The sequence below is a fragment of the Yersinia sp. 22-579 genome (genome assembly GCF_030433455.1).
GTDB classification, from domain to species: Bacteria; Pseudomonadota; Gammaproteobacteria; order Enterobacterales; family Enterobacteriaceae; genus Yersinia; species Yersinia enterocolitica.
In genome coordinates this window covers 297,705-313,801 of record NZ_JAUJTZ010000001.1, presented here as the reverse complement: position 1 = coordinate 313,801, position 16,097 = coordinate 297,705, and the positions used below count along the sequence as shown (strand labels likewise).

The following is a 16,097-nucleotide window of genomic DNA, read 5'->3' as shown; positions in this document are numbered from 1 at the left end:
TATCTCCCTTACTTAATCATCACTGTGATAACGTACACAGTAGGATCGTCTTCATGTCGTTTCAATACAGCAACAATTTCAAGCAGATCACCGGCAGCAATACCTTGTAGGTTGAACTTCCAATCACCAGCCGCAGTTTGGTGAGGTACTTCAGTAAATCGACTGTGTTTGCTGGTAAAAATAGACAAAATTTGCCGCAGTGTTACGCACCGCTCTGACATCCTTTGTTTAGCATGTGTGCTCATACGAATACGACCGGTATGATTCATCGCCAAATCATTCACTATTTTACGCGCTGAAATAGAGCTAAGCGGAAACTCTTTGATAGACATTCCCTGATAGCGCGAAGGTGTATTAGATTCCATTCAATTACCCCTCAATTTTGTATCTATCATATTGATAGGTACAAAAGAGAACGTCAAGAACAGACAGAGAAGAAAAGAAAAGAAAAGAAAAGAAAAGAAAGTAATTAAGCGAAGAATATACCCAAAGTAGTTGGAGTTGCCGGTAGGCTGCAAGTGAACAACAAATCGGTAGGGAACCGATTTGAACAGCATTAATGCTAGCCCGTAGGGTGAGCTTCAAGGATGAGGCTCATTAATCCCAATGAGCTTACTTGTGTAAGTGATTTGGGTCAGTGAATGTAGCTAACAACCCTGCGGCTTCAAATACGCAGGGTATAATTCAGCGCCGATGAGCTAATGACCTAACCCACCGATCACCCAAACTTTGTACACCCTGAACCAAAATCACCAATATGACTAATGTGGCGACCATCACTTCATTATTAAACCGCTGATAACCATAACGAATAGCTAAATCGCCCAAACCACCGCCGCCAATAACACCGGCCATGGAAGAGAACCCCACCAGCATCACCACGGTTAAGGTAACCCCAGCTAACAAAGCCGGTAAGGCTTCCGGTAATAGCACTTTTTGGACCACATGCCGCGCGGATCCGCCCATTGATAAAATGGCCTCAATTCGCCCCTTATCAACTTCATCCAGCGCTGCTTCGACGACTCGGGCAAAAAACGGAATCGCTCCAAGTGTGATTGGCACAATAGCGGCAGTGCTACCCAATGTGGTGCCGATAATCCAACGGGTGATGGGAATAAGCGCAATAAGTAATACTACAAAAGGCATTGAGCGCCCCAGATTCACAATTGCGCCGACCAATGTATTCACGCGGGGAGCAGGTAGCACCCCATTCGGGCGTGAAACAAATAATAAGACACCCAATGGCAGGCCAATCAATATCGTGAAAAAGGTGGCGATCACCACCATATAGAGAGTTTCACCGGTCGCATTGGCGACCAATTCCAGCAGTTCCTGCCAACTCATGCCACTGTTCATATCAGTTCTGCCCTCACACCGCGCTCATTGAGAAATTGTAACACTTCAGCTAAATTCAACCCGCCGTCTGGGTGGCTGAAATCAACTTGTAAACGCCCGACCCGTTGACCACCAATTGATTCGACGCCGCCCCCGAGCAGAGTGACCCCAACCGCATGACGTTGTGCCAATTCACTGAGTACCGGCGAGGCCGAGACGGTATCAAAGAAAGTCAGCTCCGCCACCGGCGCGCCGGATAGTGATGCCGGGCCACGTGCAGGTAGCAATGAGCGCCCCAGACGAGAGTGAGGTGAAGAGAGCAAATCTGCTATCGCGCCGGTTTCGACCACCCGCCCACGTTCCAGTAACGCAGCAGTATCACAGATGGATTTCACGACATCCAACTCATGGGTAATCAGCACAATGGTTAACCCCAGTTGGCGATTAATATCACTGAGCAGCGCCAATATCGAAGCGGTAGTTTCAGGATCCAACGCACTGGTGGCTTCATCAGATAACAAATAGGACGGCTTAGCCGCCAGCGCTCTGGCAATGCCGACTCGCTGCTTTTGCCCCCCAGATAGCTGCGAGGGAAAAGCATGGGCTTTATCACCCAATCCGACTAAATCCAATAAATCTGCCACGCGAGTTTGGCGTTGTGCTTTCGGCATACCAATAATTTCCAATCCAACAGCAATGTTGTCCCATACGTTACGTGAATGGAGTAAGTGGAAATTCTGGAAGATCATGCCGATATTCTGCCGTTGCAGGCGTAATTCGCGATCAGAAAGTGTGGTTAACTCGCGGCCATCTACTTGAATACGGCCCGAAGTGGGCCGTTCCAGTAAATTCAAGCAGCGGATTAGGGTACTTTTACCCGCCCCGCTGCGGCCAATAATACCGAACACCGAGCCGGTCGGGATCTCCAGTGAGACCTCCTCCAGGGCCGCCATCGGCAGCCCCCCTTGCGTGTAGGTTTTACTCAGGCGTTCGATGCTAATCATGATTTGATGCCTGCCACCGGGATAACAGAACCGGCATATTTTTCAGTGATAAACTTCGCCACTTCCGGTGACTGCAAGTCTTTCGCCAACTGTTTGATACGCGGGTCATTTTCCAGCGCAGGTGTGGTTACCAGAATATTGGCATAAGGGTTGCCGGCAGCCTTCTCCAGCCCTAATGCATCTTTGGCTGGGTTTAAACCCGCTTCCAGTGCATAGTTACCATTGATCACTGCCAAATCAACATCATCCAGAGAGCGAGGGATCTGCGGTGATTCAATTTCAAGAATTTTCAGATGTTTTGGATTGCTGGCAATATCCTTAGGTGTTGCCTGGTTTTTAGCCGGATCGGTAAAACCCGGTTTTAAGGTGATCAATCCCTGATCTTGTAATAAATAGAGCGCACGGCTGAGGTTAGTGACGTTATTCGGTACGGCAACAGTGCCCTTATCTGGCACATCTGCAAAGGTTTTATGTTTGTGAGAATAGACACCCAAGGGTTCAATATGCACCGTGGCTGCAACGGCAAACTTCTGCCCCAGCGCTTGCTCTTGAGAATGCAGGTATGGAACATGCTGGAAGTAGTTAGCGTCCACATCGCCATGCGCTAACAGCTCATTCGAGTTAACGCCATTTGGGATTTCAATGACTTTTAGGTTCAACGACGGGTCTAGCTTTTGCACGAATTGCAGAATTTCTGCATGAGGAACCGGATCGGCCGCTACCCGTAAGGCTTCGGCAGCCTGGGCCGATAAAGTAAAAGTAGAGGTCAGAGCAGTCAATATTGCGGCGCGAACCAAGCCAGAAATGCGTGTTTTAGTCATGATAATCATCCCAAAAATAAGTTTTTATAATTTAATATCAATAAGTTGTGCTGGCAGTAGCCGATATTACTGATGGTGCAACCACTTCTGGATAGAATTTCGCGGCAACATCTGGGTGAGAGCGCAAACGCCCTTTGAGATAATTAAGCCCCACATCACGGAACAGTGGATTATCGGGGTCGCTCGCCGGGCCACGGGCCTCAGCGGCCAGTTCCGCGGTTAATGGATACAACGGAACCACTGCATCCAGACGGGCACCGAGGAAAAAGGCAATGGATAAGCGGTCAGTCCCTGCCGGTGGGGTTTCGACCCGATGTACCGTGGCACGCAGATAACCATTACTGGCCAACTCCAGCAATTCACCGATATTGACCACAAAGGTATCCGGCCGTGGCACGGCATCAATCCAATGCCCCTCTTCCACTTCAACCTGCAAACCGCGTTGCTGGTCTTGCAATAAGAAGCTGAGGAAACCTGAGTCTTTATGTGCGCCGACGCCCTGCCCGCTTTGCGTGGTTTCTCTCCCCGGATAGCGAATCAGTTTGATATGTTCGTTGGGCTTATCGCCATACAACTCATCAAAGGCGTTTTCATCCAGATCCAATGACAAAGCAAAGGCGCGCAGTAAACGCAAAGCCATACCCGTCATTTCGCGCTGCCATTGCAATAAGGCCGGTTTTAATTCGGGTAGTACTTCAGGCCACTGGTTTGGGCCTTGCAACCGCGCCCAACTCGGGGTGCCGGGTGTTTGAGGTAATGGTGTACGCTCAGCACCGATATCAAACTGTTCACGCCAATCTGGCTGACCACGAGTGAGTTCTGAGGCCGCGCGGTTGTAGCCACGAAAATGCGGTGAGCGCACCATGGCAACCGCCAGTTTCTCTTCATCAGGCAGAGCAAAGAATTCACGTGATAAGGTTTGGATTTGCTGTAATAACGCGGGATCGATGCCATGTCCGGTCAGATAAAAGAATCCAATATCTCGCGCGGCATGGCGTAAAGCGTCTAAGAATGTCTGACGTTCAGTTTCACTGCCATTGAGCAATGAAAGATCCAATAAAGGTAATGTATCTGTATTAACTCGCGATTGGCTGCTTAAGTGTTGGTGACTCATTTTTCACTCCAGGATGTTCAGTGGGCTGCTTTTTTTGCTCAGAACCAATGAAAACTGGACAACCATACAAACGAATAATCAGCATATTTAGCTCCTGAGCTGTGGGGTGAAAGTAGGCAGACGACAACACTCTCTATTTAGCTTGAGCGGCAAACCAATCTGGTTTTTAACCATAAGACGCAGTTTTAAGAGCGTTCTCGACTAGATACTTAACAATCTATATCTAAACGATATAAATAATTAACACCGAAACTCAGCGGCACACCAATATCAATCCGTTCTATGTTATTTCTTTCATTATTTTGTCTTATTTGGCCGCTACGCTGATTTGCTTTCCTATTGGGGTAGAAAGTATTAGGTTAGCTATTGATAGCCGTTATTTAGGTGGGTAATGACCAATGTCCAGTACTGTTAAGTTTCACTTCAATCGATTTGCCTACCTGGAGGTGGCTTAATGGATTTGGCCTTGTTTGATCTCGATGAAACGCTGATAAGTGATGACAGTTCTGGCCTGTGGCTACGCTGGCTGGTTGATCAAGGGCTTGCCCCTCAGGAACTGGCTGAGCAAGAGCAGTATTTAATGAAGCAGTATTATCAGGGGAGCCTGTCGATGTCTTGTTATATGGAGTCGACCTTGTCACCCTTGGTGGGCAAACATACGGCTGAAGTGGGTGGTTGGGTTGAGCGTTTTATTGAGCGCGACATTTTACCCCGCGTGTATCCGCAAGCCAGAAAACTCATGAACTGGCACCGTAATCGTGGTGATTATATCGTCATTATTTCAGCCACCGGCGAGCATTTAGTTACGCCGATTGCACAACAACTCTCGGCCAATGCGGCATTATCTATCGGTGTAGAGGTAGAAAATAGCCGCTATACCGGCAAGACTTATGGCACGCTGACTTACCGCGAAGGGAAAGTTGAGCGGCTAAAACAGTGGCTCACCGAGTCGCCCCAGTTAGATTTCCAGCGCAGCTATGGTTACAGTGATTCCATCAATGACAAGCCATTATTGGAGTATGTTGATCGTGCTGCAGTGATCAATCCGGGTACTGAATTGGTGGACTTGGCGATCCTACATCACTGGGATATCCATCATTGGCAACGGCGTTAAACAAGATGGGAGTTTGATATGCTGACGGTTTGGGGTCGGAATAATTCGACCAATGTCAAAAAAGTGCTGTGGTGTCTGGAAGAGTTGGGTGTCAGTTATGAGCGCATCGATGTTGGTGGGCAATATGGCAAATTGAACGATCCATTATATCGCTCACTCAACCCCAATGGTTTGATCCCTTGCCTGCAAGACGGTGATTTTATTCTGTGGGAATCTAACACTATTGTGCGCTATCTCGCGGCACAATATGGCGATAATGCACTTTATCTGCCTGAGGCAAAGCCGCGGGCGGCAGCTGAAAAATGGATGGATTGGGCGACATCCAGTGTAGTGGAACCGTTTAAAGCAGTGTTTATCGGGTTGGTACGTACTGCTCCGGAATTACAAGATAAAGCCAAAATTGCTCACGGTATTGATCAACTGAATGCATTAATGGCGATTGCAGATGAAGCTCTCAGCAAACAAACTTATCTTTCTGGCGATAAATTCGGTATCGGCGATATTCCATTAGGCTGCCTGGCTTATGCCTGGTTCAATCTATCCATTGAGCGCCCAGAATTACCGCACTTACAGCGATGGTACCAAAGCCTGACTCATAGAACCGCCTTCCAGAAAGTGATTGATATTGGTTTAAGCTAATTAAACAGGGGGTGAGAAAAATAGCTCCCCCTGCGGCTTCAAGTACGAATCCTATCTCCGAAGTCATTGGAGTCGCAGGTAGGCGGCCAGCGAACGCATCCCGATGAGCTTACTCAAGTAAGTGATTCGGGTAAGTGAACGCCCGCTAACACCCCTGCGGCTTCAAGTACGAAGGAGATTAGAAATCGTAGCTGGCACCCACCATATAACGGCGACCATCCAGAACTTTATCGTTAACTTCGATATCCACTCGCTTATCCAGCAGGTTATAGACTCCCCCCATCAGACGGAACTCTTTCGTTAACTGATAGTTAGCGCCTAAATCCACAAACGTATAAGACGGTGTGGTGGTGCCCATACTGGTACGATTAAGATACTCGGAGGTTTTACCGCGGTAGTTAGCACGAATCCAGGTTGCCAAATCTTCAGTGGCTTGCCAGTTCAATGTGCCGTTCAACATGTGTTTTGGCATCTGATTCAATGGTTGGCCGGAGAACTGACCACTTTTTTGCTCAGATTGAGTAAACGTATAGTTAGAGGTCAGTGACCAATCTTTGCTGATATCCCAACCAAAAGTCGCTTCCACACCGCGTGTCATGGCTTTATCTACGTTGGTACGGTCACTGATAAACTTATAGCTGTTGCCATTGATCATGCACTGGCCGGATGCGTTACCGGTAGTATCAGTACAGCGGCGAACTTCGGTAATTTTATCTTTAAAATCGGTATTAAATAGCGTCACGCCCGCATTCATACCTTCCTGGTTATCCCAGAGAACACCAATTTCCTCACTAATACTTCTTTCCGGTTTCAAGCTGGAATTACCGACAATAATTGCCGGATCACCTTTCCCGCCGGTGATTTGGCCCCAATTATCTGTTGCCTGACGTAAATCAGGTGAGCGATAGCCACCGGACACGCCACCTTTTAATGTCCATTGCTCGGACAAATGCCAAACACCGTACATTCGTGGTGTCCAGTGAGTACCATAGTTTTCATCCTGATCCATACGGATGCCGCCGGTCAGCGCGAAATCATTGGTCATTTGCCATTCATCTTCAGCAAACAATGCCCAACTCCAGCGCGTCAACTTGGTGAGGTCTTTAGCTGAAGCTAACTGATTACCCTCATCATATAACTCTTCATAGCGATATTGGCCGCCAAGAATTAACGTGTGGCTATCAAACAGGAAAGAAGTTTGGCTATTAAAGATATTATCGACACTTTTCATTTCACGCGATGGATTGCGGGTTTCATCACGCTGAACATAGCTGGTGGAATTGCCGAAATCATAATAACCGTGATGGGTAATCGCATAATTATTGCGGTCATATTGCACATCACTGCTTTTACCGTTTAACGCCACTGAACGCCCTGCGGTGGTATTTCTATCTTGCACATAATGGCCAATATCAAAATCAAATTCGTTTTTATCATCCGGTGTAAGTGTAAATGTCGCCGCGCCGTTTCTGAGGCGCTGCTCATTATAACCATCGATAATTTTATCTTCGCTACGATGAGAAAGCAGACCGCTGACTTTTAATCCCAATAAGCCCTCAATTAATGGGCCAGAGGCATAGGCGTTGGTTTGATAAATATCGCCAGAGTTGGAGTCTTCCTGCAAAGTCGCATCAGCACGCACGGTGCCGTGCCACTCTTTGCCCACTTTACGGGTAATAACGTTAATTACCCCGCCCATCGCATCCGAACCATATAAAGATGACATTGGGCCACGCACCACTTCAATGCGCTCGATGGCCGCCAATGGGGGTAACCAACCCTGTTCGATTCCTGAACCGTCGCTATTTGGCCGCGTACCACGGGTATCAACCCGCTTGCCATCGACCAGAATCAAGGTGTATTTCGCCGACATACCACGAATACTAATATCACTGTGACTTCCGCCGCCGGTAACAACCACACCCGGCACATCTTTCAGCGCATCGGTAATATCGGTATAGGCTTTATTCTCGATTTGTTCGCGGGTCACCACAGAAATAGACGCCGCCGAATCTTGAATTCGTTGTTGGAAGCCAGATGCCGTTACCACCATAGTATCTGTAGCAGTGGTTTCAGCAGCAGATGCCTGAGATGAAATAATTGTCGCTATTACCAATGCCGCAGCATTAGATTTCCTAAAGGCCTTAGCCATTACACGTTCTCCATGAGGTATTAATTTACTCAGAGCCTTTCCATCAGGTTCTTTTGCCTGTAGCGATACCGCCTGACGGGCAGGTGATAAATATTATTTTTATAAAAATTGGCAATAGCTCACCAAAGCAGAAATAGCGCTTCCAACGATTTCTGCTTAATACATAATTATTGTTTTATAAAACCTGTTACTGCATAAACATACCCAAAGTGTACGCAGGGTATTAAATTGTTGGTTCCGTGACTAATCCATCGATTAACACTTGTGGTGTCCCTTGTGAACAGCGCTCAATACGCCCTTTCACACCATAGACCTTGGCCAAACTTTGCGGCGTAATCACCTCTTCCGGCAAACCATCGGCAATTAAGGTGCCGTTTTGTAACATCAAAACATGGTCGCCATGACGCAAGGCTATATTGATGTCATGCACCACCACCACAGTAATAATATTGCGTTTGCGGGTTTCCTTACGCACCAAATCCATCACATGGAACTGATAATTAAGATCCAACGCACTGAGCGGCTCATCCAGTAATAACAGTGAGGGCTGGCGAATAAGTGACTGCGCCAAACCCACTAACTGCTTCTGACCGCCGGAGAGTTGATCCAGATAACTGAGTGCCAGATGGGCTATCCCCAGTTGTTCCAGTAAAGCCATAACCTCAGCTTCACTACTGGCATTACTGCGCCCGCCGGAAGCACGCTGTGCCACAATAATCGATTCCAACACATGGAGATGCACCCCAGCCGGTAATGATTGCGGCAAATACACCACTTTCTCGGCTCGCTGTGCAAACGGCATCTGCATCAGATCATTATTATCAAGCCATAACTGCCCTTGGGCGCGGTTCAAACCAGCCATTGAGCGTAACAATGTTGACTTCCCGCTGCCATTCGGCCCGAGCAATACGGTGATTTTGCCTCGTGGCAGTAATGGCACGGTCAAATTCTGAATGACCGGGCGTTTCGGGTAACCCGCATTGAAATGTTCAATACGTAAGCCAGAAGTCATACATTCCCCCTATGGCGCAAAATAATGCTGAGGAAAAAGGGTACACCCACCAGCGAAGTGACGATCCCGACGGGAATGATGACACCAGGAATCAGGTTTTTCGACGCAATCGATGCCATGGACAGCACCAGCGCACCAATCAGGGCGCTGGCTGGCAGATAGAAACGGTGGTCTTCACCAAAAATCATGCGCGCAATATGGGGGGCCACTAGCCCGATAAAGCCAATCGGGCCGACAAAAGCCACCGCCAGCGCCGATAACATACTGATACGCAGCAATGTCCCCAACCGCAAGCGGCGAACATCAATACCAAAACTGATGGCCCGGTCTTCACCTAAACGCAATGCCGTCAGCTTCCACGAGCTCATCATCGACAACGGCAGCATCAGGGCAAACACCGCCAGCATAATGCCCAGTTTGGCCCATGAAGCCCGTGCCAGGCTGCCCATCGTCCAGAACACTAAGCCTTGCAGCGTATCTTCGCTGGCAATGAACTGCATCATGGATACCAGCGCATTAAAGGTAAACACCAGCGCGATACCAAATAGCACCACACCGGAGGTCGCCACCCGCGTCCAGCGTGTAATACCGTCGAGCATTAATGCGGCAAACAGCGCAAAAATAAAGGCATTAACGGAAATAAACCACTGATCGGGCACCCCTGGAATACCAATTCCTGAGACAATCGCCAGTGCCGCACCAAAGGCCGCAGCAGAAGAGACGCCAAGGGTAAAGGGGCTGGCCAAAGGGTTGTTGAGGATGGTTTGCATCTCCGCACCCGCCAGTCCAAGTGACAAACCAATCACCACCGCCATCAAGGCGTAGGGTAAACGGATATCCCAAACGATAACCCGCGTTCCTGCATCTGCACTGGCCGGATCAATTAACGTCTGCCACAAGGATGACAAAGTCAGGCCTGATGGCCCCATCGTGAAATCCAGTAGCAAACAGCCGAAGATGGCCAGCACCAGCACGCCCATGATGAGCAGGCGATGACGCACAATGTTCTTATAACGCCCCATAACATCGGCATCAATCTGGTGAGAGGTTTCTGTCATGGATTCAGTGGATAGACTCATTTATTTCGGTTACCGACTTTCAATATGCCGCTAACAATAAAACAAACGATAATACTTATCAATAAGATTGCTATAACTGATTTGATATGAATATCTGTAAATGATTATTTTATAATGTTATTTAATGAGTATGGTGTGTTTTATCCATGACGTTAGCGAGGGAATGAAGCGAAGTTAGCGAAATTATTTGCTTAACTTCGTTCAAATGATCACCATTTTTGGCAACAAAAAAGGGCGATAATATTATCGCCCTTCCATCATTGCGTCATTTTGTTAGTCAGCAATCAGTGCTGTTTTTTTAGCGTCCTGATCATCATGACTTTCATCACGCCATTTCGGGAATTCCATATCTTTGTATTTGATCACCTTGGTACCACGGCTCAGTTTATAGCCGAACCAAATCACCAGGAATAATGGAATACCGATATAAGTGGCGGTCACGCCATACCAATCAATGCGATCTTGCAGGAATGCCTGATAGTTTTGACCCAAAGTAATGATCAAACACAGGACAAAGGCAAAGATTGGCCCCAGCGGGAAGAAACCTGACTGATACGGTAAATCGTTCAAATCGCGGCCCTGCATCATATAACCACGACGGAAACGATAATGACTGATAGCAATACCCAACCAGGCGATAAAGCCTGTCATACCTGAAGTATTCAGTAACCACAGATAGACAGTTTGATTACCAAACATCGAACTTAAGAAGCACAAGCCCGCGACTACAGTGGTGGCATACAGCGCATTACGGGGTACACCACCGCGAGAAAGTTTGGCAAAAATACGCGGAGCCTTACCTTCTGAAGCCAAGGTAAATAGCATACGGGTAGAGGCGTACATGCCTGAGTTACCGGCTGACAATACCGCGGTCAGAATAACCGCATTCATCACCGCTGCCGCAGATAGCAGACCTGCATTCTGGAACACTAAGGTGAACGGGCTGACGCTAATATCTTTAACATCATTACGTAACAGACTTGGGTCGGTATACGGAATGATCAGGCTGATAATCAGGATAGCAAAGATATAGAACAGCAGAATACGCCAGAATACCTTGCGCACCGCACGAGGGATGTTTTTGCCTGGGTCTTTTGATTCACCAGCAGCAATACCAATCAGCTCAGTTCCCTGGAAGGAGAAACCGACAATCATCGCCACACCAATCATCGCCGAGAACCCTCCGGCAAACGGTGCATCACCGATTGTCCAGTTGTGCCACCCTGCACTCTCGCCGCCTTTCATGATGCCGCTAATCATCATCACACCAATAATGATGAAGATAATAACCGTGGTCACTTTAATCAGTGAGAACCAGTATTCCGCTTCACCAAAACCTTTCACTGATATGTAGTTGAGTAAAAACATCAGGGCGAGGAACAGCGCACTCCAGATCCAGCCCGGCGCATCCGGGAACCAGTAATTCATCACCAATTGTGCCGCGACCAGGTCAACAGCGATAGTCACCGCCCAGTTGTACCAATAGTTCCAGCCAAGGGCGAAGCCGAAGCCTTCCTCAACATATTTTGAGCCGTAAGTCGAAAATGAACCAGATACCGGCATAAATGCCGCCAATTCACCGAGACTGGTCATCAAGAAGTAAACCATCAAGCCAATCAATGCATAGGAGAGCAATGCTCCACCTGGGCCGGCCTGAGAAACTGTCGCGCCTGAGGCGACAAACAAACCGGTACCGATGGAGCCACCGATAGCAATCATGGCTAAATGCCGTGATTTAAGCTCACGGCGTAAACGCTGTGCACCCTGTTGCACTGGGATTTTAGTATTTTGCTGAGTCATTCTTACCCTAATTCACCCTTAAAAAATAAGGCGGGATTGTAACAAATCCCACCGTCTCGGATAGTAACAATGCGCTGATATAAGATACCTTCATGATCACAGCTCAATTATTAGCAAAAGCTCAATTGTCAGAATAAATCCCTGGCAGTGGAGCATTCATGCCGCGATCCCTGTTCCCTTTGGTGTAAAACACTTAAAATCTTATGCTTTATGACGTCAATACGCTTTGGCGGAAACCACCGATTCAGGGCTCTTCCTGGCAATAACTGAGAAAGCGCTGCAAAGCGTTCGAGATATGCTTTTGCCGGTGATGAATCAGGTATAACGTCCTGATAAGTGGAGACAAAGGAATGTTAAGTTCAATCAGTTCACCGTTGGCAAGTTGGTCGGCAATCACCCGGCGCGACAAACAACTGATCCCCATGCCGTAGCGCACTGCCCGCTTGATGGCCTCAGAGTTCCCAAGCTCCATCACCAGTTTAAAGTGTGGCAATTTTGCCAGTAATAAGTGGTCGAGCACTTCACGCGTGCCTGAACCCCGCTCGCGTAAGATCCACGCGGCATCGGCAAGCTCTTCTAACGTCAGCATTTTATGACATAACGGGTTATCCGGCGCGGCAAACACCACCAGCTCGTCACGCAACCAGGCTTGTGTCATCAGCTCTGGCATATGGCACGGCCCTTCAATCAGGCCAAGGTCACCGCGAAAATCAGCAACAGCTTCAATCACATCCTGACTGTTACCAATATTCAGCTCCAGTGGGGTACCGGGGAAATCGCGCCGGTATTTGGCAATCATGCCCGGCAACATATAATTGCCAATGGTGCTACTGGCAGCAATGCGCAGCGCACCTAAGTCTTGCTGGAAAAGCTGTTCAATTTCAAATGCTTGTTCTAGAAGTGCGAGTGCTTTTGGGTAAAGCAATCGCCCATGTTCATTGGTGACTAAACGCTTACCGACCCTATCAAAAAGCTGTACTCCTAATTGCCCTTCCAAATCCGCCAATGCTGCGCTGACTGCCGATTGTGAAAGCGCGAGCACAACCGAAGCTTGGGTCGTAGAGCCGCTTTTTAGCACCTCAGTAAAGACTTCAAGTTGACGTAAGGTTATGTGCATAACGGTCTCTGTAGTAAAGAATGGAGGACGCTATCATCATTCTGTTCGTCAGTTGTTGGATGAGAAGAGCTAACGTTTACCCAAAGTAATTGGAGTTGCGACCGGCGAGTCCGATGTGCTGGCTCAGGTCAGTGCCCCGTATGAACAGCCCACGCAGCAACTTCAAGTAAGAAGGGTATATTAGTCACTAACGCAATTGCTGACGAAAGGATTATATAGCCTCAATTACCGTATAAGACTAACACCTTTGAGTAAAATCTGGAGGTTATCCGGGATGAATTTCAGCAGTAAAAATGCTATTTATTCTCATTTCCCCGCAGGAAAAGATGATAAATAATTGTTGCGCCCCCGCCTATAACCACATTAAAAATCAACCAGATAACCAACAGATAGCTGAATGTCTGGGATAATGGGATACCGCGCTCACTTTTAAACGGATTAAAATGTGGCAGAGGGGCAATATGAAAAGGATTCAAGTTATACAACTTGAAAAAGTAAGCGACTAAATAAGGTGGAATCAATAAATATATAAGTGGGGCAATGATCAAGATAGCCCACAGTGCTTTTTCTGGTTTTACTTGTTTCATATTAAAACGCTAAATCCCCGATAACTATTGAAACTCACCACATTGTAGCCCGTTTCCCCACGACACTCTGCCTAACAAATGTCGCTCAAGCTCCGTTTACTTACATACCACTTATATCGATAGATTATAAATATATAATCAATTTATCTATTATGCCTAAACCCGGTAAACTGTGCTCAATCTTTACAGGACAGAGGAAAAAACATGGCGACTTCACATACAACTGAACTCTCCCGTCCACAGCTGTTTACTCTGACCCGCTATATTCCGGGCTTGGTGTTGACCGGTGTGATTACTGGGTTAGCGCTCAAAGTGGGTGATATGCCGTGGTTTATCGATATGGGGCTGGGAGCACTGACCCTGGCTATTTTATTCGGCATCGTCGTCGGCAACACGGTGTACCCTTGGGCACAACCGGTCTGCTCGGACGGGGTGGTGCTGGCCAAACAGCACTTACTGCGGCTGGGGATTATTTTGTACGGTTTCCGCCTGACCTTCCAGCAAGTGGCTGATGTCGGGGCGACCGGGATGATTATTGACCTGTTAACTCTCAGTTCAACCTTTATATTGGCCTGCTGGCTGGGTAAGCGCGTATTTGGTCTGGATCAGCAAACCGTCATGTTAATTGGTGCCGGTAGCAGTATCTGTGGGGCAGCAGCTATTATGGCGACCGAACCGGTGCTGAAAGCCGATGCCAGCAAAGTGGCAGTGGCCGTCGCCACAGTGGTGATTTTCGGGACACTGGCGATTTTTGTTTATCCTTGGCTATTTCAGTTGAATCTGCATTACCAATGGCTGCCGTTTAATCAGGAAACCTTTGGTATCTTTGCCGGTTCGACTATTCATGAAGTGGCACAAGTCGTCGCAGCGGGTCATGCCATTGGCCCGGATGCTGAAAATGCCGCCGTCATTACCAAAATGATCCGCGTCATGATGCTCGCGCCCTTCTTACTGTTACTGTCAGCTTATCTGGGTCGCAGCAGCCTGAAGGCCAGTGGGCAAAAACGTGAAAAAAGTGCCATCACTATTCCGTGGTTTGCGGTGATATTTATCCTGATGGCCGGTTTTAACTCACTGAATTTGCTGCCCGCAGCTTGGGTTAGCCATTTGATTACACTGGACACCATTTTGCTGGCGATGGCGATGGCAGCTCTGGGGTTAACCACCCATGTGGGTTCTATCCGCCAGGCTGGGGTCAAACCGCTGTTATTGGCTTTGATGCTATTTGCCTGGTTGCTGATTGGCGGTACGGGTATCAACTTATTGGTGCAGCATATTGCGGCGTAAAGCCAGTATCCCGCTATTTGATTACTATTTAAGGGCTGCCTCGGTGGCCCTTTTCTTTTCCCGCAGTTTATCCCATTCAATCGCGCCGCTATCGATGCCATAATGGCTGGGTTATCAAAGGAGAATGGAATGAAATTTGTCGGTGCACATGTCAGCGCAGCAGGTGGAGTCGATCAGGCTGTGATTCGGGCGCACGAACTTGAGGCCACTGCCTTTGCTCTGTTTACCAAGAATCAACGTCAATGGCGCGCCGCCCCACTGGCGGAAGATGTGATTGAAAAGTTTAAGCAAGCTTGTGAGCAATACGGTTATACCTCGGCCCAAATTCTGCCTCATGACAGCTATCTGATTAACCTCGGTCATCCGGTCACCGAGGCGCTTGAGAAGTCTCGTGAAGCCTTTATTGATGAAATGATGCGCTGCCAGCAACTGGGGCTATCATTATTGAATTTCCACCCCGGCAGTCATTTACTGCAAATTGATGAAGATAAGTGTCTGGCGCGTATCGCAGAATCCATCAATATCGCGTTGGATGCAACTGAGGGCGTGACCGCCGTGATTGAAAACACTGCGGGTCAGGGCAGTAATCTCGGTTTCAAATTTGAACATCTGGCCGCCATCATTGATGGGGTGGAAGATAAGAGCCGCGTGGGCGTTTGTATCGACACCTGCCATGCTTTCGCCGCCGGTTATGATTTGCGAACTGAAGCTGATTGCCAACACACATTCGGTGCGCTGGGGGATATTGTCGGTTTCGAATATCTGCGCGGTATGCATCTTAATGATGCGAAAAGCGAATTTAACAGCCGTGTTGACCGCCACCACAGCTTGGGTGAAGGGAACATCGGCAAAACCGTATTCAGCTATATTATGCGCGATCCGCGTTTCGATAATATTCCGCTGATTCTGGAAACAGTGAACCCGGATATCTGGGCCGAAGAGATAGCCTGGTTGAAATCGCAGGCGGAAATTTAAGCAAATCAGAAAGCAAAAAAATGCCCGCCAGTTCATCTGACGGGCATTTTGCTATGATTTA

General features: G+C 48.0%; 15 protein-coding genes. 4 read left to right on the top strand and 11 right to left on the bottom strand.

The features are described 5' to 3' along the window. Positions 1-8 precede the first annotated feature (8 nt). The 5 genes from QSV56_RS01450 to QSV56_RS01430 form a co-directional block, all read right to left on the bottom strand. Positions 9-365, bottom strand: coding sequence for a DUF4258 domain-containing protein (locus QSV56_RS01450; protein ID WP_019079922.1), 357 nt, complete (start codon positions 363-365; stop codon positions 9-11). 319 nt (positions 366-684) lie between these two features. Then, positions 685-1,356 (bottom strand): methionine ABC transporter permease, encoded by a 672-nt coding sequence (locus tag QSV56_RS01445; RefSeq protein ID WP_050298342.1) that lies wholly within the window; start codon positions 1,354-1,356, stop codon positions 685-687. Further along, entirely contained in the window at positions 1,353-2,339 is a 987-nt protein-coding gene (locus QSV56_RS01440) for a methionine ABC transporter ATP-binding protein (RefSeq protein WP_019079924.1), read from the bottom strand. The genes QSV56_RS01445 and QSV56_RS01440 overlap by 4 nt, the downstream gene beginning before the upstream one ends. Further along, positions 2,336-3,160, bottom strand: a complete 825-nt coding sequence (locus tag QSV56_RS01435) for a MetQ/NlpA family ABC transporter substrate-binding protein (RefSeq protein ID WP_046050680.1) — start codon at positions 3,158-3,160, stop codon at positions 2,336-2,338. The genes QSV56_RS01440 and QSV56_RS01435 overlap by 4 nt, the downstream gene beginning before the upstream one ends. Before the next feature lie 37 nt (positions 3,161-3,197). Beyond that, complete coding sequence (locus tag QSV56_RS01430) at positions 3,198-4,274, bottom strand: isopenicillin N synthase family oxygenase (protein WP_046050679.1); 1,077 nt, start codon at positions 4,272-4,274, stop codon at positions 3,198-3,200. A gap of 454 nt (positions 4,275-4,728) precedes the next feature. Between QSV56_RS01430 and QSV56_RS01425 the strand changes: the two genes are divergently transcribed. Both QSV56_RS01425 and QSV56_RS01420 read left to right on the top strand, forming a co-directional pair. Continuing rightward, the gene (locus QSV56_RS01425; protein WP_011816005.1) at positions 4,729-5,388 is read left to right on the top strand and encodes an HAD family phosphatase; all 660 of its coding nucleotides are present in this window, start codon (positions 4,729-4,731) and stop codon (positions 5,386-5,388) included. An 18-nt stretch (positions 5,389-5,406) separates the two neighbouring features. Continuing rightward, positions 5,407-6,027, top strand: coding sequence for a glutathione S-transferase (locus QSV56_RS01420; RefSeq protein ID WP_019079927.1), 621 nt, complete (start codon positions 5,407-5,409; stop codon positions 6,025-6,027). A 178-nt stretch (positions 6,028-6,205) separates the two neighbouring features. Here QSV56_RS01420 and yuiR read toward each other — a convergent pair whose 3' ends face one another. The 6 genes from yuiR to QSV56_RS01390 all read right to left on the bottom strand — a co-directional run bounded on the left by yuiR (position 6,206) and on the right by QSV56_RS01390 (position 13,774). Next, on the bottom strand, positions 6,206-8,179 hold the full coding sequence (yuiR, locus tag QSV56_RS01415; protein WP_050129957.1) for a colicin FY TonB-dependent receptor YuiR: 1,974 nt from the start codon (positions 8,177-8,179) through the stop codon (positions 6,206-6,208). A gap of 223 nt (positions 8,180-8,402) precedes the next feature. Continuing rightward, the gene (locus QSV56_RS01410; RefSeq protein WP_019079929.1) at positions 8,403-9,191 is read right to left on the bottom strand and encodes an ABC transporter ATP-binding protein; all 789 of its coding nucleotides are present in this window, start codon (positions 9,189-9,191) and stop codon (positions 8,403-8,405) included. Further along, on the bottom strand, positions 9,188-10,270 hold the full coding sequence (locus QSV56_RS01405) for an iron ABC transporter permease (protein WP_005171333.1): 1,083 nt from the start codon (positions 10,268-10,270) through the stop codon (positions 9,188-9,190). Before QSV56_RS01405 ends, QSV56_RS01410 begins: the two co-directional genes overlap by 4 nt. A gap of 273 nt (positions 10,271-10,543) precedes the next feature. Continuing rightward, entirely contained in the window at positions 10,544-12,070 is a 1,527-nt protein-coding gene (locus QSV56_RS01400; protein ID WP_050917410.1) for an amino acid permease, read from the bottom strand. A 244-nt stretch (positions 12,071-12,314) separates the two neighbouring features. Next, positions 12,315-13,187: a DNA-binding transcriptional regulator YeiE gene (gene yieE, locus QSV56_RS01395; protein ID WP_050163847.1), complete on the bottom strand. Its 873-nt coding sequence runs from the start codon at positions 13,185-13,187 to the stop codon at positions 12,315-12,317. A gap of 296 nt (positions 13,188-13,483) precedes the next feature. Beyond that, entirely contained in the window at positions 13,484-13,774 is a 291-nt protein-coding gene (locus QSV56_RS01390; RefSeq protein ID WP_019079932.1) for a hypothetical protein, read from the bottom strand. Positions 13,775-13,978: 204 nt separating this feature from the next. Between QSV56_RS01390 and QSV56_RS01385 the strand changes: the two genes are divergently transcribed. Continuing rightward, positions 13,979-15,061 carry a YeiH family putative sulfate export transporter gene (locus QSV56_RS01385; protein WP_050157349.1) on the top strand — a complete coding sequence of 361 codons (1,083 nt, stop codon included), beginning with the start codon at positions 13,979-13,981 and terminating at the stop codon, positions 15,059-15,061. Positions 15,062-15,190: 129 nt separating this feature from the next. Further along, on the top strand, positions 15,191-16,036 hold the full coding sequence (nfo, locus tag QSV56_RS01380; RefSeq protein WP_046050674.1) for a deoxyribonuclease IV: 846 nt from the start codon (positions 15,191-15,193) through the stop codon (positions 16,034-16,036). Positions 16,037-16,097: the final 61 nt, after the last annotated feature.

Coding starts and splice junctions, on each gene's coding strand:
- QSV56_RS01450 (WP_019079922.1), bottom strand. CDS start 365: ATGGAATCTAATACACCTTCGCGCTATCAGGGAATGTCTATCAAAGAG.
- QSV56_RS01445 (WP_050298342.1), bottom strand. CDS start 1,356: ATGAACAGTGGCATGAGTTGGCAGGAACTGCTGGAATTGGTCGCCAAT.
- QSV56_RS01440 (WP_019079924.1), bottom strand. CDS start 2,339: ATGATTAGCATCGAACGCCTGAGTAAAACCTACACGCAAGGGGGGCTG.
- QSV56_RS01435 (WP_046050680.1), bottom strand. CDS start 3,160: ATGACTAAAACACGCATTTCTGGCTTGGTTCGCGCCGCAATATTGACT.
- QSV56_RS01430 (WP_046050679.1), bottom strand. CDS start 4,274: ATGAGTCACCAACACTTAAGCAGCCAATCGCGAGTTAATACAGATACA.
- QSV56_RS01425 (WP_011816005.1), top strand. CDS start 4,729: ATGGATTTGGCCTTGTTTGATCTCGATGAAACGCTGATAAGTGATGAC.
- QSV56_RS01420 (WP_019079927.1), top strand. CDS start 5,407: ATGCTGACGGTTTGGGGTCGGAATAATTCGACCAATGTCAAAAAAGTG.
- yuiR (WP_050129957.1), bottom strand. CDS start 8,179: ATGGCTAAGGCCTTTAGGAAATCTAATGCTGCGGCATTGGTAATAGCG.
- QSV56_RS01410 (WP_019079929.1), bottom strand. CDS start 9,191: ATGACTTCTGGCTTACGTATTGAACATTTCAATGCGGGTTACCCGAAA.
- QSV56_RS01405 (WP_005171333.1), bottom strand. CDS start 10,270: ATGAGTCTATCCACTGAATCCATGACAGAAACCTCTCACCAGATTGAT.
- QSV56_RS01400 (WP_050917410.1), bottom strand. CDS start 12,070: ATGACTCAGCAAAATACTAAAATCCCAGTGCAACAGGGTGCACAGCGT.
- yieE (WP_050163847.1), bottom strand. CDS start 13,187: ATGCACATAACCTTACGTCAACTTGAAGTCTTTACTGAGGTGCTAAAA.
- QSV56_RS01390 (WP_019079932.1), bottom strand. CDS start 13,774: ATGAAACAAGTAAAACCAGAAAAAGCACTGTGGGCTATCTTGATCATT.
- QSV56_RS01385 (WP_050157349.1), top strand. CDS start 13,979: ATGGCGACTTCACATACAACTGAACTCTCCCGTCCACAGCTGTTTACT.
- nfo (WP_046050674.1), top strand. CDS start 15,191: ATGAAATTTGTCGGTGCACATGTCAGCGCAGCAGGTGGAGTCGATCAG.